This window comes from Methylobacterium oryzihabitans (genome assembly GCF_004004555.2).
Lineage (GTDB): Bacteria > Pseudomonadota > Alphaproteobacteria > Rhizobiales > Beijerinckiaceae > Methylobacterium > Methylobacterium oryzihabitans.
In genome coordinates this window covers 1-23355 of the sequence record NZ_SACP01000043.1, presented here as the reverse complement: position 1 = coordinate 23355, position 23355 = coordinate 1, and the positions used below count along the sequence as shown (strand labels likewise).

The window sequence follows — 23355 nt, the reverse complement described above, 5'->3', positions numbered from 1 at the left end:
CGAGGCTCCGGCCGTCAGCCGTAGCGGCGCGTGAGCAGGGCGTGGACCAGCCGGGCGGTCTGGACCTCGCCCCCCTCTGGCCGGCCCGGCTTCGTGGCCGGGTTCCAGCCGTAGAGGTCGAGATGGGCGTGGGCCTTCGCCTTGACGGCGAAGCGGCGCAGGAACAGGGCCGCGGTCACCGCCCCGGCGAAGGGCCCGCCCGAGACGTGGTTGATGTCGGCGATCTTGGATTCGAGCATCGACCGGTAGGGCGCCCAGAGCGGCAGCCGCCAGACCGGGTCGGCGACCGCGTGCCCGACCTCGGCCATCTCGGCCGCGAGCGCGTCGTCCTCGGTGAACAGAGCCGGCAGGTCGGGGCCCAGCGCGACGCGGGCGGCGCCGGTGAGGGTCGCGAAGTCGATCAGCAGGTCGGGCGCCTCCTCGTCGGCGAGGCTCAGGGCGTCGGCGAGGATCAGCCGCCCTTCCGCGTCGGTGTTGCCGATCTCGACGGTGAGGCCCTGCCGGCTCGCCAGCACGTCGCCGGGGCGGAAGGCCGAGCCCGAGATCGCGTTCTCGACCGTCGGAATCAGCACCCGCAGGCGCACCCGCAGGCCCGACCCCATCACCATCTCGGCGGCGGCAAGCGCCACCGCGGCGCCGGCCATGTCCTTCTTCATCAGCAGCATCGCGGCTGACGGCTTGATGTCGAGCCCGCCGGTGTCGAAGGCGACGCCCTTGCCGACCAGGGTGACGCGGGGCGCGTCGTCCGGCCCCCAGGTCAGGTCGACGAGGCGCGGCGCCCGGTCCGAGGCCCGGCCCACCGCCGCGATCATCGGGAAGCCCGCCGCGAGGTCGTCGCCGAGGGTCACCGTGCAGGCGGCGCCGAACCGCCCGGCCAGCGCCTGCGCGGCGGCGGCGATCTCGGCCGGGCCGAGGTCGTTGGCCGGCGTGTTGACGAGGTCGCGCCCGGCCGCGACCGCGGCGGCGATCCGGCCGGTCTCCCCGGCATCGACGCCCTCGGGCGCGGCGAGCACGGCCTCGGGGGCCGGGCGGTCTCGGTAGCGGCCGAAGCGGTAGCCGGTCAGGCACCAGGACAGGGCGGCGAGGGCCGGGTCGGGGAGGGGAGTGGCGAAGCGGTAGGTCCCGGCCGGGAGCAGGTCGGCGAGCCGGCCGGGGCCGAACGGCCCGGCGGCCGGGTCGAGCCCGGCGAGCACCCCGTGCAGGCCGCCGCCGGCCTCCGGCAGCAGGCACAGCCGCCCGGGCTTCGGAGCGAAGCCGCTCGCCCGGGCGAAGGCGGCGGCGGCCTCCGGCAGGGTCTCGGCGAGGGCGGGCCAGGTCTCGGCATCGACGCACCAGATCGGGGTCGCGGGCGTCGCATCGGAGGGCAGCAGGGTCACGCGGGCATCCCGGGTCTCGTCTCGCGCCGGTTCGGCACCGGGGACGCTACGCCGGATCGCCGCGCCGGCGCCAGAGGGTGCAGACGTGGTCCTGGCGGCCGAGACGACGACTTGCATTCGCAATGGCGCGATCATGGTCTCTTCGCATCGGCACCATCCGTCCGACTGCGGCTTTCCGCGTCCGAACAGGCGACGACTTGTCGGTCTTTCCCCGGGACGAGGCTTGATCGACGGAGGTCGCGACCCTGCGGCACCCGCACCGGCGGCCCGGAACGGCCCGCGAAGTCTGGGTCGCCGGCGCGTGTTAACCTATGATTAGCGTTAACAACCTACCAATGCCGTAGTCGGGGCCGGTGCGGCCCCGGTTGCGGAGTCCTTCATGGCGTTCGCGCCCCTCTCGTTTCCGGTCCGCCCGGCCGCGCTCGTCCGGGCGGTGTCCCTCGGGGCGATGTCCCTGGTCCTCGCCGGCTGCCTGTCGCGCGCGCCGGAAACCACGGGTTCGATCAACCCCCGGGCCGGCGAGGCGCGGGCCGACATCGGCCGCCTCGCCGCCCGCTCCACCGCCAACCCGGCCGATGTCGGCGCCGCGCTCGCCTATGCCCGCGCCCTGCGGGCCAGCGACCAGACCGCCCAGGCGGTCGCGGTGCTCCAGCAGACCGCCCTGCGCAACCCGAAGGACGCCTCCGCGCTCGCCGCCTACGGCAAGGCGCTGGCCGAGGCCGGCCGGTTCGCCGAGGCCGCGGCGGTGCTCCAGAACGCCCACAGCCCGGCCAATCCCGACTGGCGCGTGCTCTCGGCGCAGGGGGCGGTGGCGGATCAGCTCGGCGACCATGCCCAGGCCCAGGGCTACTACCGGGCCGCGCTCAAGATCGCCCCCGGCGAACCGGCGGTGCTGTCGAATCTCGGCCTGTCCTACGCCCTCGCCAAGCAGTTGCGCGAGGCCGAGACGGTGCTGCGGCAGGCCGCCGCCGACCCGCGGGCGGATGCGCGGGTGCGCCAGAACCTCGCCCTCGTCCTCGGCCTCGAAGGCCGGTTCGGGGAGGCCGAGGAGGTGCTGCGGCGCGATCTCGGCCCGGCCGAGGCGGCCCAGAACGTCGCCGCCCTGCGCGGCGCTGTCTCGCAGCCGAACGCCTGGCAGGCGATCCGCTCGGCCGACAAGGCCGGCCCGGCCCGGCCGGCGCCCCGCGGCTGACGGTCCGCCGCGCGACGGAACCACCGGGTGCGCGACCGCGCCCGGCTCTCAGCGCCACTCGAACACCTGCACCAGGGCCGGGATCAGGATCACGGCGAACAGGGCCGGCAGGAAGAACAGGATCATCGGCACGGTGAGCTTCGGCGGCAGCGCCGCGGCCTTCTTCTCGACCTCGTTCATCCGCTGGTCGCGGCATTCCTGCGACAGCACCCGCAGCGCCTGCCCGATCGGCGTGCCGTAGCGGTCGGCCTGGATCAGGGCGGTGCAGACGCTGCGGACCGAGTCGAGGCCCGTGCGCAGGGCGAGGTTCTCGTAGGCGGTGCGCCGGTCGGGCAGGTAGGACATCTCGGCCGTCGTCAGGGTCAGCTCCTCGGCCAGCACGAGGCACTGCCCGGCCATCTCGGTCCCGACCCGGCGGAAGGCGTTCTCGACCGCCATGCCCGATTCGACGCAGATCAGCAGGAGGTCGAGGGCGTCGGGCCAGTGGCGATGGATCAGCGCCTGCCGCTTGGTGGTCTGGTTGCGCAGGAAGATCTCCGGCGCCTTGATGCCGATATAGACCGCCGCCACCACCATCCCGAGCCGGATGGTGAACGGCTGGTCGATGACCCGCAGCACGAACAGGTAGACGCCCGACACCACCAGGAAGACCAGCGGCATCACGAGCCGGAAGAACAGAAACGCGGTCTCGGCCTGCGGGCCGCGATAGCCGGCCCGCATCAGGCGCAGGCGGGAATCGTCGGTCGCGAGCCAGTTCTCGAGCCGGAACCGCTCGACCACCCGCTTCATGTACGCCTTGGGCTGCGGGCGCAGGTTGACCTTCTGGCTCGCCCGCTCGCGCTCGCGCAGCCGGATGCGTTCGCGCTCGCTGCCGACGCTCTTCAACCGCCGCGCGAGGCGGTCCGGTTCGAGCAGCGGCTGGAGCAGCGCGAAGGCCGTCGCGGCGGCGGCGACGGCGGCAAGCAGGGTGGCGACGACCTGGGGGTCGATCAGGATGCCGAGGAGTTCCGCCATGCCGTCCGTCCCGCGAGACCCGCGCCGCCGGGGTGGTGTGATACGAAATCCGGGAGCAATCTTCCGGATTTCGTATCACCAGCCCGCACGGCGCATGAGCGAAGTCGATGTCCGCATCGCGAAGCGATCGATCGGAAATCGTATGAGTGTCGGCCGGAACCGGGGCGATGCGGGAGCAGCCCAAGGCTTCCGCTCCGGGCACTGCCGGGGAGGGCCGGGACCGCGCCCGCACGACATCGCCTCATCGCACCAGCCTCCCCGTCAGATCTCGAAATCGATCATCCGCCGCATCACCAGCACGCCGACGAGCATCCACAGCAGCGAGGCGCCGAGCGCGAGCTGGCCGACCCGGGTGGTCCACAGGAGGCCGATGTAGTCGGGGCTCGACAGGTAGCACAGCAGCGCGACCACGAAGGGCAGCGAGGCGATGATCGCGGCCGAGGCCTTGGCCTCCATGCTCATCGCCTGGACCTTGTCGGCCATCCGGCGCCGCTCGCGCAGCACCCGCGACAGGTTGCCGAGCGCCTCCGACAGGTTGCCGCCGGACTTCTGCTGGATGCCGATCACGATGGCGAAGAAGTTCGCCTCCGGCACCGGGATGCGCTCGTGCAGCCGCGCCGCCGCCTCGGCGAGGGACACGCCGATGCTCTGGGCCTCGACGACGAGACGGAACTCGCCGCGCAGCGGCTCGACCGCCTCGCGGGCGATGACGCGCAGGCAATCCGACAGCGGCAGGCCCGAGCGGATGCCGCGCACGACCACGTCCATCGCGTCCGGCAGGTCGGCGATGAAGCGGGCGATGCGCCGCTTGCGCAGGGTCGTCAGCAGCCAGATCGGCAGCCCGACCCCCGCCGCGAAGCCGAAGCCGAGCGAGACATACAGGCTGCCGGTCGCCAGCGCGCCCGCGAACGCGACGAGGAGGCCGCCGACGCCGCTGGCGATCCGGAACTGCATCGGGGTCACCGCGAGCCCGGCCCGGGCGAGGCGCAGCTCCAGGCTCGGCCGGGTCTTCTTCTCGCGGTCGTCGAGGTCCTTCAGGCTCTTGGCGAGCTGGTCGCGGCGGCCGACCGCCTGGGCCTTCTCCGCCACCTTCTGGCGGCCCGCGACCACCGCCTGCTGGCGCTTGCCCGCGCGCACGCCCCAGGGCAGCAGCGCGGTCAGCGCGACGTAGACGCTCGCCGCGACCGCGATCGCCGTCAGGGCGGCCGGCAGCGCCGTGTCGAGCCCGGTCATCGGCGGGCCTGCCCGCGGGCGGGGCGGCGGGTCACAGCGCCGCCTCGGTGCCGGCCGCCTCGGCGGCGTCGAGCGCCTCGGCGAGCGCGTGCTCCTCGTTGTAGTACCGCGCCCGCTCCCAGAATTGCGGCCGGCCGATCCCGGTCGAGCGGTGGCGTCCGATCAGCCGGCCGTTGGCGTCCTCGCCGAGCACGTCGTAGACGAACAGGTCCTGGGTGATGATGACGTCGCCCTCCATCCCGGTCACCTCGGTGATGTGGGTGATCCGGCGCGAGCCGTCGCGCAGGCGGGCGGCCTGCACGATGACGTCGATCGAGCCGGCGATCATCTCGCGCAGGGTCTTCGAGGGCAGGCTGAAGCCGCCCATCGAGATCATCGACTCGATGCGCGACAGGCATTCGCGCGGCGAGTTGGCGTGCAGGGTGCCCATCGAGCCGTCGTGGCCGGTGTTCATCGCCTGCAGCAGGTCGAACGCCTCGGGGCCGCGGACCTCGCCGACGATGATCCGCTCGGGCCGCATGCGCAGGCAGTTCTTGATGAGGTCGCGCATCGTGACCTGACCCTGGCCCTCGAGGTTCGGCGGCCTCGTCTCCAGGCGCACGACGTGGGGCTGCTGCAACTGCAGCTCGGCGGCGTCCTCGCAGGTGATGATGCGCTCGTCGTCCTCGATGTAGCGCGTCAGGCAGTTGAGGAGCGTGGTCTTGCCCGAGCCGGTGCCGCCCGAGACCACGACGTTGCAGCGCACCCGCCCGATGATCTGGAGGATCCGGGCGCCCTCGGGCGAGATCGAGCCGTAGCGCACGAGTTGGTCGAGGGTGAGCTTGTCGCGCTTGAACTTGCGGATGGTCAGCGCCGGGCCGTCGATGGCGAGCGGCGGCGCGATGACGTTGACGCGCGAGCCGTCCGGCAGCCGCGCGTCGCAGATCGGCGAGGATTCGTCGACCCGGCGCCCGACCTGGCTGACGATCCGCTGGCAGATGTTCATCAACTGCTGGTTGTCGCGGAAGCGGATCCCGGTGACCTGGATCTTGCCGCCGACCTCGATGTAGGTCCGGTTGGCGCCGTTCACCATGATGTCGGCGATGTCGTCGCGGCCGAGCAGCGGTTCGAGCGGCCCGTAGCCGAGCACGTCGTTGCAGATGTCCTCGAGCAGGTCCTCCTGCTCGGCGATCGACATCACCACGCCCTTGAGGCCGATGATGTCGGTGACGATGTCGCGGATCTCCTCGCGGGCGGCGTCGGGTTCGAGCCGGGCGAGCTGGGTGAGGTCGATCGCCTCGATCAGCGCGCCGAAGATCGCGCCCTTGGTGCGGTAGTAGTCGTCCGACCGCGCCGCCTCGTGCGCCTGAGGCTCGGCCCGCGGGCGCTCCGGACGGGGGAGCGGTTCCACGTGGACCGGCACGGGCTCGGGCGCCGGAGCCGGGCGCTCCGGGAGCCTGGGAACCACCGCTCCGGATCTCCTGCCGAACATCGCTGTTGCCGGGCCTTCCTGGGCGTCCCTGCCGCGGGCCGAAGCGCGCCGCCGAGGGGACGGGTGACGGGGACGGGAGCGCCAGTCAGGACGCCTTGCGGCGGCCGAGGCGGGCCAGGATCGGGTCGAACAGGGTCGAGCGGGCGCGCTTGGCCTCGGCCCGCCCGGTGACCGCGGCAGCGAGGTCGGCGATGATCTCGGTCGCCCGGCCGCCGGCCTGGATCTCGGCCAGCATCTGGCCGTTGTTGGCGGCGGTGCCGAACAGCCCCGGGTCGAACGGCACCACCGCGGCGCCCGGGACCTCCAGCGCCTTGATGAACTCCGCCGCCCCGATCTCCGGCCGCTTGGGCATGCCGACCTGGTTGAGCACCAGCCGGGCCTGCCGGTCGTTCGGCCGCGCCTGCCGCAGGAGGTCGAACAGGTTACGGGCGTTGCGCAGCGAGGCGAGTTCGGGGGCTGCCACCACCACGATCTCGTCGGCCCCGATCAGCATCCGCCGGCTCCAGGCCGACCACAGGTGCGGCACGTCGAGGACGATGCACGGCACCGAGGCGCGCAGGATCTCGATCACGCTGTCGAAGGCGGTCTCGGAGAAGTCGGTGGTCCGGTCGAGGGTCGCGGGGGCGGCGAGCAGGCTGAGGTTGTCGGTGCACTTCGACAGCAGGCGGTCGACGAAGTTCGCGTCGATGCGCTCGGGCGCGAATACCGCCTCGGCGATGCCCTGGGGCGGGTCCTGGTTGAAGTTGAGGCTCGCGGTCCCGAACGCCACGTCGAGGTCGGCGATCACCGTCGAGGTGCCGAAGTCGCGGGCGATCGACCATGACAGGTTGTGGGCGATGGTGGACGCGCCCGCCCCGCCCTTGGCGCCGACGACCGCGACGGTGCGCCCGAGCGGCTCGGCGCCGGGCTCGCTGAACAGTTCCGAGATCGCCGCGATGGTGCCGACCGCGTCGATCGGCGCGATGAGGTACTCGCTCACCCCGCGGCGGATGAACTCGCGGTAGAGCAGCACGTCGTTGACGTGGCCGATCAGCACCACCTTGGTGCCGGCGTCGCAGACCTCGGCGAGGCGGTCGAGATGGGTGAGCGGGCTGACCTTGCCGTTGCCCATCTCGATGACGATGACGTTCGGGGTCGGGGCGCCGCGATAGGCCTCGACGGCGGCGTTGGCGCCGCCCATCTGGACCTTCACCTGCGCCTTCTGCATCCGCCGGTCGCCGATGGTGCTCTCGATCACGGCGGCGACGTCGGGCGTCTCGCAGAAGGCCTGGATCGTGATGCGCGGAACCGGTGCGATGATCCGGTCGCCGGTCTCTGACATGTCCGTCATGGCTCGCTCGCGACTCACGCCCTGGTTGCGTCCGGCGGCTCTGCCGAGCGCGCCCCTCCTCCTGCGGCCGGCAGGCCCGCGCCCGGGATCACCCCGGCGGACGCGCCCGCCGGGAGCCCGTCACTGCGTCACCTGCGTCTTCACGCTTGCGCGGCCATCCTGCTTCCAAGTGGTTGACGGATCCTTTCCGGAGCGCAGCTCTTCGATCTTGCGGGTGCGGGCGACCGAATCGACCCGGCCCTCCTGGCGGCCGCGCACGAGGTCCACCGGGTCTGCGACCTGGGCGGCGAGGTTGGACTGGGTCGCGCAGCCGAGGTTCCAGTAGGCGGCGTTGCCGTCGCTGAACCCGGGCTGCGACACGCCGAGGTCCTGCGGCCACAATCCGCATTCCCCGGCGACCCGGGCCTGCATGCGCTGGAAGCTCAGCCGCACCGGCGCCGCGACCGCGACGTCGGCGACCGCGTAGGGCGCGACCACGATCTCCCGCGCCGGCACCCCGCGCTCGGCGGTGCGGGCGCGCAGCAGCGCGGCGGTGCGGGCCACCGCCGGCCCGGGCACCTGCGAGCCGCTCGGCACCTCGACCACCAGCACGCCGCGGCCGTAGCGCCGGTACTCGAGCAGGAAGGCGTCGAGGTCGTCGGCCTGGCGCGGGTCGAGATGGCCGGTGCCGGTGACGAACACGTCGAGGTCGCGCGGGCGGTCGGCGAGCACGATCGGGTGGCGGCCGGCGACGGTCGCCGGGGCGATCGAACCGGTCGTCGTGCGGTCGGCGCTCACGCAGGCGCCGAGCTGCAGCGCGAGGGCCGCGGCGGCCGCGAGGCGCGGGGAGGGGCGGGGCATCGGAATCATCCTGGCGGGGCTCAATCGGTGATGAAGCCGACCCGGCCGCGATAGGCCGGCCCGAGCGGGGCCGCGCCGACCACGCCGTAGAGGCGGTTGAAGCGTCCGAGCAGGATCGACTGGGCGTCGGTGGCGTCGACGAAGCCGTCGTCGGGCCGCTTGGCCTCGCCGGGATCCATCGGCCGGGCGATGTAGGGCGTGACCATGATCATCAGCTCGGTCTCCTGGCGCTGGTAGTCGCGGGACCGGAACAGGGCGCCGAGCACCGGCAGGTTGACGAGGCCGGGCAGGCCGTCGATCGCCTGCCGGGTCCGCTGCTGGATCAGGCCGGCGGTCATCATCGTGCCGCCGGAGGGCAGCTCGATCGTCGTCTCGGACTTGCGCACCGTCAGCGCCGGCACCGCGATGCTGGTGTTGCCGTTCGAGACCAGGATCGCGTTCTGGGGATCGAGCTCGGTGACGTTGGTGCCGACCCGGACCGAGATCCGGTTCTCGGACTGCACCACCGGCGTGAAGTTGAGCGCGACGCCGTAGGGCTTGAACTCGATGCCGACCGAGCAGTTCGACGACCCGCCGACGCCGACCACGCCGACGATTCCGGTGCAGTTCTGGCTCGTCGGCACCGGGATCTCGCCGCCGGCGGTGAAGTTCGCCGCCTCGCCGGAGATCGCCGTCAGGGTCGGCTCGGCGAGGATGCGCGACACGCCGGCCTGCTCGAAGGCCCGCAGGGTCGCCTGGAGCGTCATCGGGCCGGCGCCGATCGATCCCTGAACCAGATTGCCGGTCGGGAAGCTCTGGCCGCTCAGCGGAAACGGGGTGTTGTTGGCGAAGTTCTTCGTGATGCCCCAGGTGCTGCTCGTGTTGATGCCGAACTGCTTGAGCACCGAGCGCGACACCTCGACCACGGTGACGCGCAGCATCACCTGATCGCGGCCCCGGATCGTGAGGTTGTTGATGACCGCGCCGCGGGCGCCGCCGTTCGTGCCGACGAAGGCGGTGGCGATGTCGACCGCCTGCTGGGCCTCCGCGGCGGAGGTGACGGTGCCGGTCAGCAGGACCGATTCGCCCGCCGGCCGCACGTCGAAGCGCCCGCCCGGCAGGCTGCCGTTGAGGGTCTGGCGCAGCACGTTGAGGTCGCGGCCGACGGTGACGTCGAGGGCGGCGATCTGCCGGCCCTCGGCATCCATCACGAAGATCGAGGTCGCGCCGTTGTCGACCCCGATGACGAACACCTTGCGGGTCGAGCGGACCACCGCGTTTGCCACCTTCGGGTTGGCGACGAACACTTCGCGGGCGTCCCGCGGCAGGTCGACCACCACCGAGCGCCCCTGGGTCAGGTCGAGGCGGCGGGAGATCGCGGCCTCGTCGGGCCCGACCGCGAGCACCGGCGCCGGCGCGACGGCGCCGCGCATCCCCGCCGGCTGCCCGAGGACGGGCAGCGGCGATCCGGCGAGGACGGCCGCGGCGGCCAGGAGCGGGAGCAGGGCGCTCCGGGCCCGGGACGGGGCGGGGACGCGGGCGGGCATGGGACGGGCTTCCTCGGCAGGGGCCGTGACGGGGCGGGTCACCGGGCCGACATCGGCTTGGCGACCCCGTAGCGGATCACGGTGAGGCCGCCCTCGGCCCGGGGCTCGGGCGATTCGGGGCCGGACGGGGCGGCGTCGACGATGCTGCGCAGCGTCAGCGAGAGCTGGCCGGCGCGCTGGGCGAGGGCGAGCATCTCGGCCTGCCCGGGCGTGACCTCGAGGGTCGCGGTGTCGCCGGTGACCACGCGCTCGCCGTTGCGCTCCTGCACCGTCTGGCCGACCGCGAGCACCCGCACGTTGGTCAGGAGGGTGTCGGCGGCGTGCGTCTCGGACGCGCCGGCCCGGCCGGGCTCGCCGTCGCGCTGGGTGCGCACCACGTCGACCCGGTCGTTGGGCAGGATGAAGCCGCCGGCGGTGTTGCTGCCGCGGGTGTCGATCGAGATCGCCATCGCCCGCATGCCCGCCGGCAGCATCGCCGACAGGAAGCCGCCGCCATTGGCCTTGATGAGCTTCTCGCGCCGGATCGGCTCGCCGGCCAGGAACGCGCCGCGCACGAACGAGCCGGCGGTATCCTCCAAGGCCGAGGGCAGCGCCGGGCGCAGCAGGAAGCCGTCGTTGACCACCGCCCGCGGCCAGGGCTGCCAGCGCAGGTCGGCGGGCTTGAGCACCTGTCCCATCGGCAGGTCGGCGGCCGCGACCAGCACGTCGACGGTCTCGATCGCCGGTGCCGCCGCGACCACCACCGGCGGCGGCGGGGGCGGCGGCTCGCGCCCGCTCGTGAGGTAGAACGCCAACGTGCCGGCGACGGCGGCGATGCCGATGAGGAGGGCGCGCGAGGGGTTCATCACGGGACCGGACGGGCGCCGGCACCGCACCGGACGCTCCGGGAATCCAGCAGCGAAACCTCAACTTAAGGTTAACGGTTCACTGACGGTGCGCGCCCGGTCAGGGGCCGAGGGCGATCCGCCACAGCGGGGCGGCCGGGCACACCACGAGGGCGGCCGCCGCGAGCGCGATGCCGTAGGGCACCCCGGCGTCGCGGTCGTGCAGGTGGAGCGCGAACGGCCAGGAGGCCGCGAAGGCGGGCAGGGGCTGCGCACGCAGGGTGAGCAGGCCGAGGGTCAGGACCCCGCCGGCCAGCGACGCGACGACGAGATACTCGGGCAGGGCGCCGAAGCCGAGCCACAGGGCGGTCGCCGCCGCGAGCTTGGCGTCGCCGCCGCCGACCGCACCGGCGGCGAACAGCCCGAAACCCGCCGCCAGGACGACGAGCCCGGCGCCGACATGCCCGGCGATCTCGGCCCAGCCGAGGCCGGACGCCAGCGCGACCGCGACGAAGCCCGCGACGAGCCCGGCGCCGAGGCGGTTGGGGATCGTCATCGTCAGCAGGTCGCTCGCGGCAGCGTAGGCCATGAGGAACGGGAAGGCGACGAGAAGCGCGAAGGTGGCCATCCTCTGGACCCCGGAGCGGCCGCGGACGGACCGGCGAGGCGGCCCGGCCGGGGAACACCCGGACCGGACCGGCCGTCGGCGCGGCGGCCCGTCACTTGTTGATGTTCTTGGCGACGTTCGTGAAGGTGTTGCCGATGTTGTTGCCGAGCGTGCTGGCCGCGGTGATGAGAGCAACGGCGATCAGGCTCGCGAGCAGACCGTATTCGATCGCGGTGGCACCGGATTCGTCGGAGGCGAAACGCTTGAGGAAAGTGGCCATGAGGGAATGCCCTTCGGTTCGGTGACCCTGCAGCTCCGTCGGCATCGTTGGAGGTGGCCGATCGGGACGCTCGCAACCTATCGCCGTGCAGTTGCGGCGAGGTTAAAACGATCTTCGCAACCGGCCGTCCACGGGGGATCCGTCGCGACCGTCAACGAAGCCCTACCGCCGACGCTGCAATCGACCGGTATTCCGGTACCGGCGGCGACCTTAGCGATTCGGCAACGATCCTGGTCCCCTATGGCAAGCAGCACCGTCCGCCCGCGAGATCCGACCCATGGCCCGGCCCGTCCGCCCCTCGCCCGCCCGCGCCCGCCTGCGCCGCGGGCTGCTGGCGGCCTGCCTCGCCGGCGTGGCGAGCGCCGCCGCGGCCGCCGGCGAGGGATCGGGCGTCGTCACCGTATCGGTCGACAGCGCCAAGGTGATGCGCCTGCCCGAGCGCACCGCGACCGTCATCGTCGGCAACCCGATCATCGCCGACGTGTCGCTGCAGCGGAACGGCGTCGTGGTCCTCACCGGCAAGAGCTTTGGCAGCACCAACCTCATCGCCCTCGACGGCGCCGGCGCGATGCTGGCGGAGTCGCGCATCAGCGTGACGGCCGGCGGCACCGCCATGGTCACGGTGCAGCGCGGGCTCGACCGAGAGACCTATTCGTGCACCCCGGCCTGCCTACCGGCGGTGCAACTCGGCGACGCACCGAAATACTTCGGCGAGATCAGCGGACAGGCCGGCCAGCGCAACACGCTGGCGACGCAGTAGCCGGCAGACGCCCCGATGCCGATGGCGCCCCTGCCGACTCTCCCCGCGCGGCCCGACCTCCCGGGGCGTCCCCGCCTACTCCGGGCCGCCCTCGGCCGCGGGGCACGCCGGTTCCGCCGCGCCGACGACGGGGTCGCCGCGGTCGAGTTCGCCCTCATCTCGATCCCGTTCCTGGCTCTGGTCGGGGCGATCTTCGAGACCGCGCTCGGCTTCTTCGCCAGCCAGAACCTCGAGATCGCGGTCAGCGACACCGCCCGCCAGATCTATACCGGGCAGTTCCAGGGCGGCCTCGCCGCCGGCAGCTCGGCGGATCAGGCGCTCGCGAACTTCAAGATCCTGCTGTGCCGGGATCGGGTGACGATCTTTCCCTGCGGCGACGTCAAGGTCGACGTGCTCGCCCTGCCCGACAACAGGGGCATCGCGATCACCGGCCCGATCGACCCCGCGACCGGGGACTGGCGCGCCGGCTTCGGCACCCGCTACCAGGCGCCGGAGGACAACCAGATCGTCGTGGTGCAGGCGGCGGTCGCGATTCCCGCCTTCTTCAGCCTGCTCAACCCCTCGACCTACAAGGCGAGCCAGGGCCGGTCGCGGATCATCCAGACCGCGGTCGCCTTCCGGACGGAGCCCTACAAGTGAGCCCCCCCGGGGGCCGCGGTCCGGGGTGCCCTGCCGCGCCGCGCCGGTTCGCGGCCGACCGGCGGGGCATCGCGGCGGTCGAGTTCGCCCTGATGCTGCCGGTGCTGATCGGGCTGTATCTCGGCGCGAGCGAGCTCGCCCAGTACATCAGCAACGCGCGCAAGGTCGCGCTGGCGACCCGGTCGGTCGCCGACCTGATCTCGCGCCAGACGCTGCCGGTGACCACAGAGAGCCTCCAGAACACCATCCGGGCGGCACGCGCGATCCTGGCGCCGTTCGATCCCGCGAGCGCGACCATCACGGTCCTGGCGGTGGGGGTCTACGACGACGCCGCCACCCAGGTGAAGGTGTGCTCGGGCAGCCAGTCGAGCGGAAACGCCGAGCCGCCGGCGGTCACGGCCACCACCGTGTCGACGGGCCTGCCGCCCGTGCCGGCGGCCTACAAGGCCAAGGGCACCCGCTACGTCGCGGTGATCCTGTCGATGACCTACAAGCCGATGCTCGGCTCCAGCCTCGCGTCGTACCTGGGTGCGGAGGGCGGGCTGGCGTCGCTCAGGGACCAGATCGTCTGGCCGGTGCGCGGGGGAACCCAGGCGAACGGCACCGGTCCCGAGGCGGTGCTGCCCGGCGGCGTGGTCTGCCCGGTCAACTTCTGAGGGGCGCAATCGCCTGGACCCGGATCTTGACTCCGGCGCCCGCTGCCTCTAACCCGCCCCATCCCGAGGTTGATGCCTCACGCCAAGCCGACCGGTCCGAGAGGCCGGAGGTCAACGCCCGACAGCGCGATGCGCCCTCGGGCGCGTCCGGCGTTGAGCGGATGCCCAGGATACCGGCGGCGAACGGCCGCCATCAGGACGACCGGATGAACGGCCAGGACCCGGCGCGGTTGCGCATCGAGGACGCGGTGAACCAGACCTGCCCGTGGTCGGGCAAGCCGGTCGCCGCCGATTCGCTGACGCTCTACAGCGGCGCCGTGGTCGGCTTCTGCAATCCGGGCTGCCGGGACAAGTTCGAGCAGGCGGTGCGGCACTTCGAGGGCGCGCTCCAGGCGCGCCGGGCCGCCACCGCCGGCAACGACGAGTAGGCGCGCAGGGGACGACAGCCATGTTCGAAGGTCTCTCCGACCGCCTCTCCGGCATCCTGTCCGGGCTCACCCGCCGCGGCGCCCTGACCGAGGCCGACGTGACGGCCGCCCTGCGCGAGGTGCGCCGCGCCCTGCTCGAGGCCGACGTCGCCCTCGAAGTGGTGCGCGACTTCTCCGACAAGGTGAAGGAGCAGGCGGTCGGCGCCGTCGTGCTGAAGTCGGTGACGCCCGGCCAGATGGTCGTGAAGATCGTCAACGACCAGCTCGTGGCGATGCTCGGCTCCTCGGCCGAGATCATCGACCTCAACGCCCCGGCGCCGGTCGGCATCCTGATGGTCGGCCTCCAGGGCTCGGGCAAGACCACCACCACCGCCAAGATCGCCCGCCGCCTGTCCCAGCGCGACAAGCGCCGGGTGCTGCTCGCCTCCCTCGACACCCGCCGCCCGGCGGCGATGGAGCAGCTCGCGGTGCTCGGCCAGCAGGTCGGCGTCGACACCCTGCCGATCATCGCCGGCCAGACCGCGGTGCAGATCGCCCGGCGCGCCATGGAGGCCGCGCGGCTGGGCGGCTTCGATGTGGTGATGCTCGACACCGCCGGCCGCATCACCCTCGACGAGGCGCTGATGCAGGAGGCCGCGGAGGTCAAGGCGGCGACCCGTCCGCACGAGGTCCTGCTCGTCGCCGACGCGCTGACCGGCCAGGACGCGGTCAACACCGCCCGCGCCTTCGACGCCCGGCTCGGCGTCACCGGCATCGTGCTGACCCGCATGGACGGCGACGCCCGCGGCGGCGCGGCCCTGTCGATGCGCGCCGTCACCGGCAAGCCGATCAAGCTCGTCGGCACCGGCGAGAAGGTCGACGCCCTCGAGGAGTTCCACCCCGACCGCGTCGCCAACCGCATCCTCGGCATGGGCGACATCGTCTCGCTGGTCGAGAAGGCCGCCGAGACGATCGACCACGAGCAGGCTCTCCGCGCCGCGGAGAAGATGCGCAAGGGCAAGTTCGACCTCGACGACCTGTCGATGCAGCTCGCCCAGATGGAGAAGATGGGCGGCATCGGCGGCCTGATGGGCATGCTGCCCGGCATGGGCCAGATCAAGAAGCAGGTCGAGGGCGCCAACCTCGACGAGACGATGTTCAAGCGCCAGCGCGCGATCATCTCGTCGATGACGCCGGCCGAGCGCAAGAACCCCGACCTGCTCAAGGCCTCGCGCAAGAAGCGCGTCGCTAGGGGCGCGGGCGTCGACGTGGCGGAGATCAACAAGCTCCTCAAGATGCACCGCACCATGGCCGACATGATGAAGGCGATGGGGCAGGGCAAGCGCGGCATCGGGCAGGCGCTCGGCAACATGTTCGGGCTCGGCGGCGGCGGGCTCGGGCAGATGGGCAAGATGATGGGCGGGGGGATGCCGGGCGGCATGCCCGAGCCGACGCCCGAGCAGATCGCCGCGCTGGAGAAGCAGTTTGGCGGCAAGCTGCCGCCGATGCCGCCGAACCTCGGCGCGCCGGGCAGGATGCCGTCCCTGCCGGGCCTCGGCGGGGGCAAGCTCCCGGGCCTGCCCGGCCTCGGCGGCCTGCCGTTCGGGAAGAAGAAGTGACCGTGCCGCACGCAGCGGCCGGTCCGGGCTCCCGACGGGAGCCGACGCCATCCGTCCGGGCGAGGCCGCCGGCCTAGCCGAGCCCTCCGTCCGGATCGGGATCCACCACACCTCGCAACGACATCCAGTCAGGAGACCACCATGTCGCTCAAGATCCGTCTCACCCGCGGCGGCGCCAAGAAGCGCCCGTACTACCGCATCGTCGTCGCCGACGCCCGCTCGCCGCGCGACGGCCGCTTCATCGACAAGGTCGGCGCCTACGACCCGATGAAGCCGAAGGACGATCCGGCCCGCGTGACCCTCGAGGCCGAGAAGATCCAGGCGTGGCTCGCCAAGGGCGCCCAGCCGACCGACCGCGTGCTGCGCTTCCTCGACGCCGCCGGCCTCGCCAAGCGCCCTGCCCGCAACAACCCGAAGAAGGCCGAGCCCGGCACCAAGGCCAAGGAGCGCGCCGCCGCCCGCGCCGAGAAGGCCGGCGCCGGCGAGGACGCCGCGGCGTAAGGCCCGGCACCATGGCCCGCCGGCCCGACGCCGCCCCCCGCCGCGGGGGGCCACGCCGCCCGGCGGGCGACACGCCCGCTCCCGCGGGTGGCAAAGCTGCCCCTGCGGGTGGCCCGGCCGCCCGCCGTGACATCGCGAGCGACCCCGACCTCGTCCTGCTCGGCGAGTTCGGTCGCGCCCACGGCCTCGCGGGCGAGGTGCGGGTGAAATCCTATACCGGCGACCCGGAGGCGATCGGCCGCTACGGCGTGCTGACCGGGGCCGACGGCCGTGCCGTCGAGATCCTGTCCCTGCGCCCGGCGACCGGAATCCCTGACATCCTGATCGCCCGGGTCAAGGGCGTGAGCGGCCGCACCGGCGCCGAATCCCTCAACCGCCTCGCCCTCTACGCCCCGCGCGAACGCCTCGGCGCGCCGGAGGACGAGGACGAGTTCCTCACCGCCGACCTCGTCGGGCTCGCGGTCCACGACCGCGACGGCAGCCGCGTCGGCACCGTGCGGGCGGTGCCGAATTACGGCGGCGGCGACCTCCTCGACATCGTCTCGACCGCCGGCGCCTCGGCGCTGCTGCCGTTCACCCGCGCCTTCGTGCCCGAGGTCGACATCGCCGGCCGCCGCCTCACGATCGATCCGCCGGAGGATCTGTTCGCGCCGGCGCGTCCGGAACCCGACACTGACCCGGACTGAGAGCGGCGTTCATCGTCGCGCGCAGCCGCACCAGGGAGTGCGGCTCGACCCGGTTCGGCCCGCCGAAGGGCCGCTCGTGCAGGGCGACGAGGCCGAGCGTCGTCACCATCCCGATCGCGAACAGCGTCATGGCGACGATCGAGGCCCGGGGCCGCTCCATGTGGACGAGCGCCAGCGAGACCAGGGTCAGGACCGCGAGCACCAGCAGCGTGATCCACTTCGATTCGTCGACCGGGTTGTCGGCGAGCGTCAGCCGGTCGCTGCGGGCGCTGCGCAGGCGCATCGCGGCGTCGAGCATCGCGTTGTGGACCGCCAGCCCGGCCTCGGTGCTGAGGCGCGGGTTGGCGGTCGCCCGCAGCAACCGGTCCATCGCCGCGCCGGCGGCGGACGAGCGGCCGGCATAGCGCATCAGCGCCCATTCCTCGTCGATCACCGCCGCGACGTAGGTCGCGAGGTCGGCCCGGATCGCCGACATGTCGGGCTTCGAGGCGACGCTGAGGTCGTAGAGGGTCATCAGGCTGTCGCGCTCCTGCTGCACCGCGCGCACCGCGTGCCGCTGGCGCTCCCAGGCGTCGCTCGCCACGAAGCCGGTGAGCAGCGACAGCAGGATCGAGACGACGCCGAAATAGCTCGGCACGAGGCCGTCGAGGCTGCGGGCGAAGCCGCGGGTCGGGCGCGAGAACGCCAGCGCGTGCAGGCCGAGGCAGGCCGCCGCGAAGAACGCGATCAGCAGCAGGAAGATCAGCCAGGCCGGCTGGTCGAGCAGGAAGCCGAGCATCGGAACGGGTCGCGTGGCCGGGCGAGATGCCCCTGGGGCCGGTTCTAGCCCGCGGGGGTGTGCGAAGCGTTGACCCGATCCCGCACCCGCGCGATCACCCCGGCATGACCTCCCCCTGGCGCGCCACGATCCTCACCCTCTACCCGGAGATGTTCCCCGGTCCCCTCGGGCTGTCGCTCTCGGGCGATGCCCTGGAGCGGGGCGCCTGGAGCCTGGAGGCGCGCAACATCCGCGACCACGGCCTCGGCCGCCACCGCGCCGTGGACGACACCCCGGCGGGGGGCGGGGCCGGGATGGTGCTGCGCTGCGACGTGCTCGCCGCCGCCATCGACGCCGCCGCGGCGCCCGACGACCCGCGCCCGCGCCTGCTGATGAGCCCGCGCGGCCGGCCGCTGACCCAGCAGCGGGTGCGGTCCCTGAGCGAGGGCCCGGGCCTGATCGCCGTCTGCGGCCGCTTCGAGGGCGTCGACGAGCGGGTGATCGCCGGCCGCGGCCTGGAGGAGGTCTCGATCGGCGATTACGTGCTCTCGGGCGGCGAGATCGCCGCCCTGGTGACGATCGACGCCTGCGTGCGGCTCCTGCCCGGCGTGATGGGCAAGGTGGCGTCCGGCGTCGAGGAGAGCTTCGAGGGGCCGGGGCTCGAATATCCGCACTACACCCGCCCGCGGGACTGGGAGGGACGGACGATCCCCGACGTGCTCACCGGCGGCAACCACGACGCCATCGCCCGCTGGCGCGCGGCCGAGGCCGCCCGCCTCACGCGGGAGCGCCGGCCGGACCTGCTGGCGCGGGACCGTCGTCCGGTTGCGACGAGCGCGGATCCGACGGACTGACCCTGGGCCGCGCGTCGCCTCGTCAGTGCCGCCCCCGTCCCAACATCGCGACGATCCTGGGGGCGATGCGCTGCGCCACGATGGCGTAGCCTTCCGGCAGGAAATGCTCGCCGTCGGGCTGGATCGCCGCCGCCGGCACGCCGGCCCTGATCCCTCCGAGGAAGACGCTGTGCGTGTGGGCCGCGACGTCGCGGGCGACGCCGTGATATCCGGCGAAGATCGCCACCGCGATGCCGCGCGCCTGCAACCGGGACACGATGGATTCGAGGTTGCCGGCCGTCGCTTCGGGATCGATCACGCGGTAGCCCTGGCGCTTGCCGCCGCGGCCGTCGTTGTTGCCCGGTTGCAGGATGACCAGCCGGGTTCCCTCTGGCACGGACGAATCGAGGCGGTTGAGCATGCCTTCGGTCGTGTCGCCGCTGATCCCGGCATTCGTGACGGAGACGTCGAGCCCCTTGTCGCGGAGGATCCGTTCGAGTTGGGCCGGATAGGCCTCGGCGCGGGAGACGCCCTTGCCATCGGTGTTGCTGGCTCCGAGCGCGACGATGCTGATCTGCGCGGCGTCGGCCGACGAGACGGCGCCCGGCACGGCGAGCGCTGCGACAAATCCGATCGAAACGAATATCCGGACGAGCGCGGAGCGTCCGCGATGAAGGATCCCCATCTCAAGTCTCCAGAATGACGACACGGCGGAGAACTCCGACGACATGCCTCGGAAGGCGTTGCGTAGCGTTCCTCGGCTGTATCCGAGAAGAACGCTCGTTCGCCGCCCCGCGTACGATGTAACGGGAGTGTTCCCGTGATGCACGCGAAATCATCATGGGCCGATCGGGGGCGGGATCGTCTGCCGCCTCACGCTGTTGCGCTGCACCGATCGGCTCCGAATGCCTAGGCAGGTCGGCTTAATCCTGTGGGATCGAGCCCGTGCCCTGGGTGAGTGGCCGGAGTCCGCGTCAATGCCCCGCCGAGAACGCCGCTCCCGGCTTGTCGTGGGTCGCCAGCCGCTCGACCATCGTGGCGCTGGCCTCGTTCATGCCGGTGATCTCGACCGCGATGCCGTGGTGGCGGAACTTCAGCACCACCCGGTCGAGGGCGTTGATCGCCGAGATGTCCCAGAAATGCGCCGCGCTCAGGTCGACGACGACCCGGGACAGGTCCGCCTCGCGGAAGTCGAAGGCGGCGTGGAACGCCTCGGCGGTGGCGAAGAAGATCTGGCCCGAGACCCGGTAGGTGCGGGCATCCCCGTCCCGCACCGAGGCGACCGAGAAGAAGCGCGTGACCTTGTGGGCGAAGAACAGCCCGCTCAGCACGACGCCGAACAGCACGCCCCTGGCGAGGTCGTGGGTCGCCACCACCACCGCGACGGTGCCGAGCATCACCACGCTCGAACTCCACGGATTGGTGGCGACACTGCGGATCGAGCGCCACTGGAAGGTGTTGATCGACACCATGATCATCACCGCGACCAAGGCCGCCATCGGGATCCGGGCGACGTAGGGGCCGAGCACCACGATCAGGAACAGCAGGAAGGCGCCGGCCCACAGGGTCGAGAGCCGGCCGCGCCCGCCGGACGAGACGTTGATGACCGACTGGCCGATCATCGCGCAGCCGGCCATGCCGCCGAGCAGGCCCGCCGCGACGTTGCCGAGGCCCTGGCCGGCGCATTCGCGGTTCTTGTTCGAGCCGGTATCGGTCATCTCGTCGAGGATCGCCGCGGTCATCAGGCTCTCCAGCAGCCCGACCATCGCGAGGGTGAGGGAGTAGGGCGCGATGATCCGCAGCGTCTCGAGGGTCAGGGGCACCTCCGGCCAGGCGAGGTGGGGCAGGGCGTCCGGCAGGGCGCCCATGTCGCCGACGGTGCGGATGTCGAGGCCGAGCGCCATCGCGAGCGCGGTCATCACCAGGATGCAGACCAGCGCCGAGGGCACCGCCCGGGTGAGCCGCGGCAATCCGTAGATGAGCGCGAGGCCCGCCGCCGTCATCGCGTAGACCACCGGGCCGCGCCCGATCAGCTCCGGCATCTGGGCGAGGAAGATCAGGATCGCCAGCGCGTTGACGAAGCCGGTGACGACCGAGCGCGAGACGAACCGCATCAGGTTGCCGAGCCGCAGGAACCCGGCCGCGATTTGGATCAGCCCGGTCAGGATCGTGGCGGCGAACAGGTAGGCGACGCCGTGCTCCTTGACGAGCGTCACCATCACCAGCGCCATCGCGCCGGTGGCCGCCGAGATCATCGCCGGCCGCCCGCCCGCGAAGGCGGTGACGACCGCGATGCAGAACGAGGCATAGAGGCCGAGCTTCGGGTCGACGCCGGCGATGATCGAGAAGGCGATCGCCTCCGGGATCAGCGCCAGGGCGACGACGGTGCCGGCCAGGAGTTCACGGGTGACGTTCGGAGCCCATTCGCTCCGCAGGCGGTTCAGGTTCATCGGGGATGCTCGCAGCGTCCCGGCGCAGGCGGCCGGGGAGGGGCTGCCGCGAAAGACGCGGGCAGCCGGGGAATGGCGGTGGAACGGCGGGAGAGCGGACGGCTACGGCGGCGTGGGCCGGGAGGCGTGGCGGGCTCGATCCTGCGTCATCCATCCCCCATAGGCGCATCGGTGCTGCGACGCAACACAGGCCGGCGGTGGCGCCGCTTGACCCCTGCCGTCCCCTCGGTCATGCCCGGCGGCTCCCGCAGGCAAGCGGGCTTCCATCGCGACGGATGGCCCACACCATGACGACCCGGCCCGAGGCGCGCCCGCGCGTGCCGCACTTCTCCTCCGGCCCCTGCGCCAAGCGCCCCGGCTGGACCCCCGCCGCCCTCGGCGACGCGGCGCTCGGCCGCTCGCACCGCGCCAGGCTCGGCAAGACGAAGCTGAAGGAGGCGATCGACCTCACCCGGGCGGTGCTGGAAGTGCCGGACGATTACCGGGTCGGCATCGTGCCGGCCTCCGATACCGGCGCGGTCGAGATGGCGATGTGGTCGCTGCTCGGGCCCCGGCCGGTGGAGATGCTGGCCTGGGAATCCTTCGGCGAGACCTGGGTCACCGACGCGGTCAAGCAACTGAAGCTCGACGCCCGCGTCGTCACCGCGCCCTATGGCCGGCTGCCCGACCTGTCGGCGGTCGACACGAAGACCCGCGACGTGGTGTTCACCTGGAACGGCACCACCTCGGGCGTGCGGGTGCCGGATGCCGGCTGGATCGCCGCCGACCGCGAGGGGCTGGTGCTCTGCGACGCCACCTCGGCGGCCTTCGCCCAGCGGCTCGACTGGCACAAGCTCGATGTCGTGACCTTCTCCTGGCAGAAGGCGCTCGGCGGCGAGGCCGCCCACGGCATGCTGGTGCTCTCGCCCCGGGCGGTCGCCCGGCTGGAAAGCTATTCTCCACCCTGGCCGATGCCGAAGATCTTCCGCCTGACCAAGGGCGGCAAGCTCATGGAGGGGATCTTCGAGGGCGAGACCATCAACACTCCCTCGATGCTCGCCGTCGAGGACTACCTCGACGCCCTGCGCTGGGGGCAGGCCGCCGGCGGGCTCGCCGGCCTGTGCGCCCGCGCCGACGCCAATGCCCGCGTGATCGCCGAGTGGGTCGCCCGCACGCCGTGGATCGGCAACCTCGCGCAGGATCCGGCGACCGCGTCGAACACCAGCGTCTGCCTCGTCGTCACCGATCCCGACGTGACCGCGAAGGGGCCGGAGGCCGGCGCGGCCGTCGCCAAGGGCATCGCCGCGACCCTGGAGCGCGAGGGCGTCGCCCACGACATCGGCTCCTACCGCGACGCCCCGCCCGGCCTGCGGATCTGGTGCGGCGCCACCGTCGAGGCGGCCGACCTCGAAGCCCTGACGCCGTGGCTCGACTGGGCCTTCGCGCAGGAGAAGGCGCGGCTCGCCGCCCGCGCGGCCTGAGCCCGTCCCCGGCCCGGGACGATCCCGGGCCGCGGTCTTCAGCGGTTCCTTAACCATGATCGGAGCAGTCTGAGACCCACGCCGACGGGCCGCCTCTCTCGCGCCCGTGCCGTCCGGGTGCCCATGTTCCTGTTCACCACGCCGACCCCGCGGGAGACCGCACCGCGCACCGCCACGGCGAGCCCGGTGGTCGAGGCGATCCGGCAGGGAGCGGAGAAGACCGGCATCGGCTTCGACTATCTTCTCGCCACCGCCAAGCGCGAATCCGGCCTCGACCCGTCCGCGAAGGCCGGCACCTCCTCGGCGACCGGGCTGTTCCAGTTCATCGAGCAGACCTGGCTCGGCGTGCTCAAGCAGGACGGGCCGGACCTCGGCCTCGGCGCCTACGCGGACGCGATCACGGCCAAGCCCCAGGGCGGCTACGCGGTGAGCGACCCGGCCGCCCGGCAGGCGATCCTCGACCTGCGCCAGGACCCGCAGGCCGCCGCCGCGATGGCCGGCGCCCTGACCCGGCGCAACCACGAGGCGCTCGGCGCCGAGCTCGGCCGCGAGCCGACCGCCGGCGACCTCTACGCCGCCCACGTGCTCGGCGCCCGCGGCGCCGCGAGCCAGTCCGCCGCGCCGCCGCCGGCGAGCGCCGCCGCGGCACCGGTCGCCGAGGGCCCGACCGCCTACACCGCCGAGGCCGGATCGGGCCTGCGCTCGCTGTTCCAGACCGATGCCCGCCGCGGCGGCCCGGTCTCGGACGGCGTCGCCCGCCTGTGGCGCAGCCGCAGCCCCGAGGGCGCGGCCGCGACCGCCGCCCCGCCGGGCTACTTCCCGCGTTCCGAGGGCGAGACGGCGGTGGCCGCCGCCGACGCATCCCTGCCGCCGGCCGCCCGCGCGGCCCCGGCC

General features: G+C 72.8%; 24 protein-coding genes. 11 read left to right on the top strand and 13 right to left on the bottom strand.

The annotated features are described in order from the left end of the window. Positions 1-14: 14 nt before the first annotated feature. On the bottom strand, positions 15-1376 hold the full coding sequence (locus EOE48_RS26400) for a leucyl aminopeptidase family protein (RefSeq protein WP_127733867.1): 1362 nt from the start codon (positions 1374-1376) through the stop codon (positions 15-17). A gap of 379 nt (positions 1377-1755) precedes the next feature. Here EOE48_RS26400 and EOE48_RS26395 point away from each other — a divergent pair, with 379 nt between their 5' ends. Beyond that, the gene (locus tag EOE48_RS26395) at positions 1756-2568 is read left to right on the top strand and encodes a tetratricopeptide repeat protein (protein WP_127733866.1); all 813 of its coding nucleotides are present in this window, start codon (positions 1756-1758) and stop codon (positions 2566-2568) included. Positions 2569-2616: 48 nt separating this feature from the next. Here the strand turns inward: EOE48_RS26395 and EOE48_RS26390 are convergent, their stop codons facing one another. From EOE48_RS26390 to EOE48_RS26350, 9 genes are all read right to left on the bottom strand, one after another. Next, positions 2617-3582 (bottom strand): type II secretion system F family protein, encoded by a 966-nt coding sequence (locus tag EOE48_RS26390; RefSeq protein WP_127733865.1) that lies wholly within the window; start codon positions 3580-3582, stop codon positions 2617-2619. Positions 3583-3843: 261 nt separating this feature from the next. Next, positions 3844-4815: a type II secretion system F family protein gene (locus tag EOE48_RS26385; RefSeq protein WP_127733864.1), complete on the bottom strand. Its 972-nt coding sequence runs from the start codon at positions 4813-4815 to the stop codon at positions 3844-3846. A gap of 31 nt (positions 4816-4846) precedes the next feature. Then, positions 4847-6286, bottom strand: a complete 1440-nt coding sequence (locus EOE48_RS26380; RefSeq protein ID WP_127733863.1) for a TadA family conjugal transfer-associated ATPase — start codon at positions 6284-6286, stop codon at positions 4847-4849. A gap of 85 nt (positions 6287-6371) precedes the next feature. Next, the gene (locus EOE48_RS26375; RefSeq protein WP_127733862.1) at positions 6372-7616 is read right to left on the bottom strand and encodes a CpaE/TadZ family protein; all 1245 of its coding nucleotides are present in this window, start codon (positions 7614-7616) and stop codon (positions 6372-6374) included. 120 nt (positions 7617-7736) lie between these two features. Continuing rightward, positions 7737-8456: a CpaD family pilus assembly protein gene (locus EOE48_RS26370; protein WP_425463691.1), complete on the bottom strand. Its 720-nt coding sequence runs from the start codon at positions 8454-8456 to the stop codon at positions 7737-7739. 20 nt (positions 8457-8476) lie between these two features. Beyond that, on the bottom strand, positions 8477-9982 hold the full coding sequence (locus tag EOE48_RS26365; protein ID WP_127733860.1) for a type II and III secretion system protein family protein: 1506 nt from the start codon (positions 9980-9982) through the stop codon (positions 8477-8479). A gap of 38 nt (positions 9983-10020) precedes the next feature. Further along, a complete protein-coding gene (gene cpaB / locus EOE48_RS26360) occupies positions 10021-10827 on the bottom strand; it encodes a Flp pilus assembly protein CpaB (protein WP_127733859.1) in 807 nt (268 codons plus the stop codon). Positions 10828-10927: 100 nt separating this feature from the next. Next, entirely contained in the window at positions 10928-11434 is a 507-nt protein-coding gene (locus EOE48_RS26355) for an A24 family peptidase (protein WP_127733858.1), read from the bottom strand. A gap of 91 nt (positions 11435-11525) precedes the next feature. Further along, positions 11526-11693 carry a Flp family type IVb pilin gene (locus EOE48_RS26350; protein ID WP_127733857.1) on the bottom strand — a complete coding sequence of 56 codons (168 nt, stop codon included), beginning with the start codon at positions 11691-11693 and terminating at the stop codon, positions 11526-11528. Between the two features lie 277 nt (positions 11694-11970). Between EOE48_RS26350 and EOE48_RS26345 the strand changes: the two genes are divergently transcribed. The 7 genes from EOE48_RS26345 (at position 11971) to rimM (ending at position 16961) form a co-directional block, all read left to right on the top strand. Continuing rightward, a complete protein-coding gene (locus tag EOE48_RS26345) occupies positions 11971-12453 on the top strand; it encodes a pilus assembly protein N-terminal domain-containing protein (RefSeq protein ID WP_127733856.1) in 483 nt (160 codons plus the stop codon). 15 nt (positions 12454-12468) lie between these two features. Continuing rightward, entirely contained in the window at positions 12469-13092 is a 624-nt protein-coding gene (locus tag EOE48_RS26340) for a TadE/TadG family type IV pilus assembly protein (RefSeq protein ID WP_127733855.1), read from the top strand. Further along, positions 13089-13748, top strand: coding sequence for a TadE/TadG family type IV pilus assembly protein (locus EOE48_RS26335; protein WP_246154918.1), 660 nt, complete (start codon positions 13089-13091; stop codon positions 13746-13748). The genes EOE48_RS26340 and EOE48_RS26335 overlap by 4 nt, the downstream gene beginning before the upstream one ends. A gap of 206 nt (positions 13749-13954) precedes the next feature. Further along, on the top strand, positions 13955-14176 hold the full coding sequence (locus tag EOE48_RS26330) for an eL24 family ribosomal protein (protein ID WP_127733854.1): 222 nt from the start codon (positions 13955-13957) through the stop codon (positions 14174-14176). 20 nt (positions 14177-14196) lie between these two features. Further along, positions 14197-15774 carry a signal recognition particle protein gene (ffh, locus tag EOE48_RS26325; RefSeq protein ID WP_127733853.1) on the top strand — a complete coding sequence of 526 codons (1578 nt, stop codon included), beginning with the start codon at positions 14197-14199 and terminating at the stop codon, positions 15772-15774. Between the two features lie 141 nt (positions 15775-15915). Next, complete coding sequence (rpsP, locus tag EOE48_RS26320; RefSeq protein ID WP_127733852.1) at positions 15916-16275, top strand: 30S ribosomal protein S16; 360 nt, start codon at positions 15916-15918, stop codon at positions 16273-16275. An 11-nt stretch (positions 16276-16286) separates the two neighbouring features. Then, positions 16287-16961: a ribosome maturation factor RimM gene (rimM, locus tag EOE48_RS26315; RefSeq protein ID WP_127733851.1), complete on the top strand. Its 675-nt coding sequence runs from the start codon at positions 16287-16289 to the stop codon at positions 16959-16961. On the opposite strand, the gene EOE48_RS26310 is transcribed toward rimM, so the two are convergent. Next, positions 16894-17739, bottom strand: coding sequence for a bestrophin-like domain (locus EOE48_RS26310; protein ID WP_127733850.1), 846 nt, complete (start codon positions 17737-17739; stop codon positions 16894-16896). The genes rimM and EOE48_RS26310 overlap by 68 nt on opposite strands. 104 nt (positions 17740-17843) lie before the next feature. On the opposite strand from EOE48_RS26310, the gene trmD reads away from it, so the two are divergent. Then, the gene (trmD, locus tag EOE48_RS26305) at positions 17844-18572 is read left to right on the top strand and encodes a tRNA (guanosine(37)-N1)-methyltransferase TrmD (protein ID WP_127733849.1); all 729 of its coding nucleotides are present in this window, start codon (positions 17844-17846) and stop codon (positions 18570-18572) included. 22 nt (positions 18573-18594) lie between these two features. Here trmD and EOE48_RS26300 read toward each other — a convergent pair whose 3' ends face one another. Together EOE48_RS26300 and EOE48_RS26295 are read right to left on the bottom strand one after the other, a co-directional pair. Then, positions 18595-19236 carry a GDSL-type esterase/lipase family protein gene (locus EOE48_RS26300; RefSeq protein ID WP_127733848.1) on the bottom strand — a complete coding sequence of 214 codons (642 nt, stop codon included), beginning with the start codon at positions 19234-19236 and terminating at the stop codon, positions 18595-18597. Positions 19237-19525: 289 nt separating this feature from the next. Beyond that, the gene (locus tag EOE48_RS26295) at positions 19526-21001 is read right to left on the bottom strand and encodes a SulP family inorganic anion transporter (RefSeq protein WP_127733847.1); all 1476 of its coding nucleotides are present in this window, start codon (positions 20999-21001) and stop codon (positions 19526-19528) included. 287 nt (positions 21002-21288) lie between these two features. On the opposite strand from EOE48_RS26295, the gene EOE48_RS26290 reads away from it, so the two are divergent. Together EOE48_RS26290 and EOE48_RS26285 are read left to right on the top strand one after the other, a co-directional pair. Beyond that, positions 21289-22461 (top strand): phosphoserine transaminase, encoded by a 1173-nt coding sequence (locus EOE48_RS26290; protein ID WP_127733846.1) that lies wholly within the window; start codon positions 21289-21291, stop codon positions 22459-22461. A gap of 123 nt (positions 22462-22584) precedes the next feature. Continuing rightward, positions 22585-23355, top strand: a 771-nt coding sequence (locus tag EOE48_RS26285) for a transglycosylase SLT domain-containing protein (protein WP_246154930.1), incomplete at its 3' end; no start/stop codon positions are given.

What these genes read in the sequence shown, in the direction of transcription:
- rimM (WP_127733851.1), top strand. Translation starts at nt 16,287, where the DNA reads ATGGCCCGCCGGCCCGACGCCGCCCCCCGCCGCGGGGGGCCACGCCGC.
- EOE48_RS26395 (WP_127733866.1), top strand. Translation starts at nt 1,756, where the DNA reads ATGGCGTTCGCGCCCCTCTCGTTTCCGGTCCGCCCGGCCGCGCTCGTC.
- rpsP (WP_127733852.1), top strand. Translation starts at nt 15,916, where the DNA reads ATGTCGCTCAAGATCCGTCTCACCCGCGGCGGCGCCAAGAAGCGCCCG.
- trmD (WP_127733849.1), top strand. Translation starts at nt 17,844, where the DNA reads ATGACCTCCCCCTGGCGCGCCACGATCCTCACCCTCTACCCGGAGATG.
- EOE48_RS26355 (WP_127733858.1), bottom strand. Translation starts at nt 11,434, where the DNA reads ATGGCCACCTTCGCGCTTCTCGTCGCCTTCCCGTTCCTCATGGCCTAC.
- EOE48_RS26295 (WP_127733847.1), bottom strand. Translation starts at nt 21,001, where the DNA reads ATGAACCTGAACCGCCTGCGGAGCGAATGGGCTCCGAACGTCACCCGT.
- EOE48_RS26390 (WP_127733865.1), bottom strand. Translation starts at nt 3,582, where the DNA reads ATGGCGGAACTCCTCGGCATCCTGATCGACCCCCAGGTCGTCGCCACC.
- EOE48_RS26370 (WP_425463691.1), bottom strand. Translation starts at nt 8,456, where the DNA reads ATGCCCCGCCCCTCCCCGCGCCTCGCGGCCGCCGCGGCCCTCGCGCTG.
- EOE48_RS26365 (WP_127733860.1), bottom strand. Translation starts at nt 9,982, where the DNA reads ATGCCCGCCCGCGTCCCCGCCCCGTCCCGGGCCCGGAGCGCCCTGCTC.
- EOE48_RS26340 (WP_127733855.1), top strand. Translation starts at nt 12,469, where the DNA reads ATGCCGATGGCGCCCCTGCCGACTCTCCCCGCGCGGCCCGACCTCCCG.
- EOE48_RS26310 (WP_127733850.1), bottom strand. Translation starts at nt 17,739, where the DNA reads ATGCTCGGCTTCCTGCTCGACCAGCCGGCCTGGCTGATCTTCCTGCTG.
- EOE48_RS26380 (WP_127733863.1), bottom strand. Translation starts at nt 6,286, where the DNA reads ATGTTCGGCAGGAGATCCGGAGCGGTGGTTCCCAGGCTCCCGGAGCGC.
- ffh (WP_127733853.1), top strand. Translation starts at nt 14,197, where the DNA reads ATGTTCGAAGGTCTCTCCGACCGCCTCTCCGGCATCCTGTCCGGGCTC.
- EOE48_RS26350 (WP_127733857.1), bottom strand. Translation starts at nt 11,693, where the DNA reads ATGGCCACTTTCCTCAAGCGTTTCGCCTCCGACGAATCCGGTGCCACC.
- cpaB (WP_127733859.1), bottom strand. Translation starts at nt 10,827, where the DNA reads ATGAACCCCTCGCGCGCCCTCCTCATCGGCATCGCCGCCGTCGCCGGC.
- EOE48_RS26345 (WP_127733856.1), top strand. Translation starts at nt 11,971, where the DNA reads ATGGCCCGGCCCGTCCGCCCCTCGCCCGCCCGCGCCCGCCTGCGCCGC.
- EOE48_RS26375 (WP_127733862.1), bottom strand. Translation starts at nt 7,616, where the DNA reads ATGACGGACATGTCAGAGACCGGCGACCGGATCATCGCACCGGTTCCG.
- EOE48_RS26300 (WP_127733848.1), bottom strand. Translation starts at nt 19,236, where the DNA reads ATGGGGATCCTTCATCGCGGACGCTCCGCGCTCGTCCGGATATTCGTT.
- EOE48_RS26290 (WP_127733846.1), top strand. Translation starts at nt 21,289, where the DNA reads ATGACGACCCGGCCCGAGGCGCGCCCGCGCGTGCCGCACTTCTCCTCC.
- EOE48_RS26330 (WP_127733854.1), top strand. Translation starts at nt 13,955, where the DNA reads ATGAACGGCCAGGACCCGGCGCGGTTGCGCATCGAGGACGCGGTGAAC.
- EOE48_RS26385 (WP_127733864.1), bottom strand. Translation starts at nt 4,815, where the DNA reads ATGACCGGGCTCGACACGGCGCTGCCGGCCGCCCTGACGGCGATCGCG.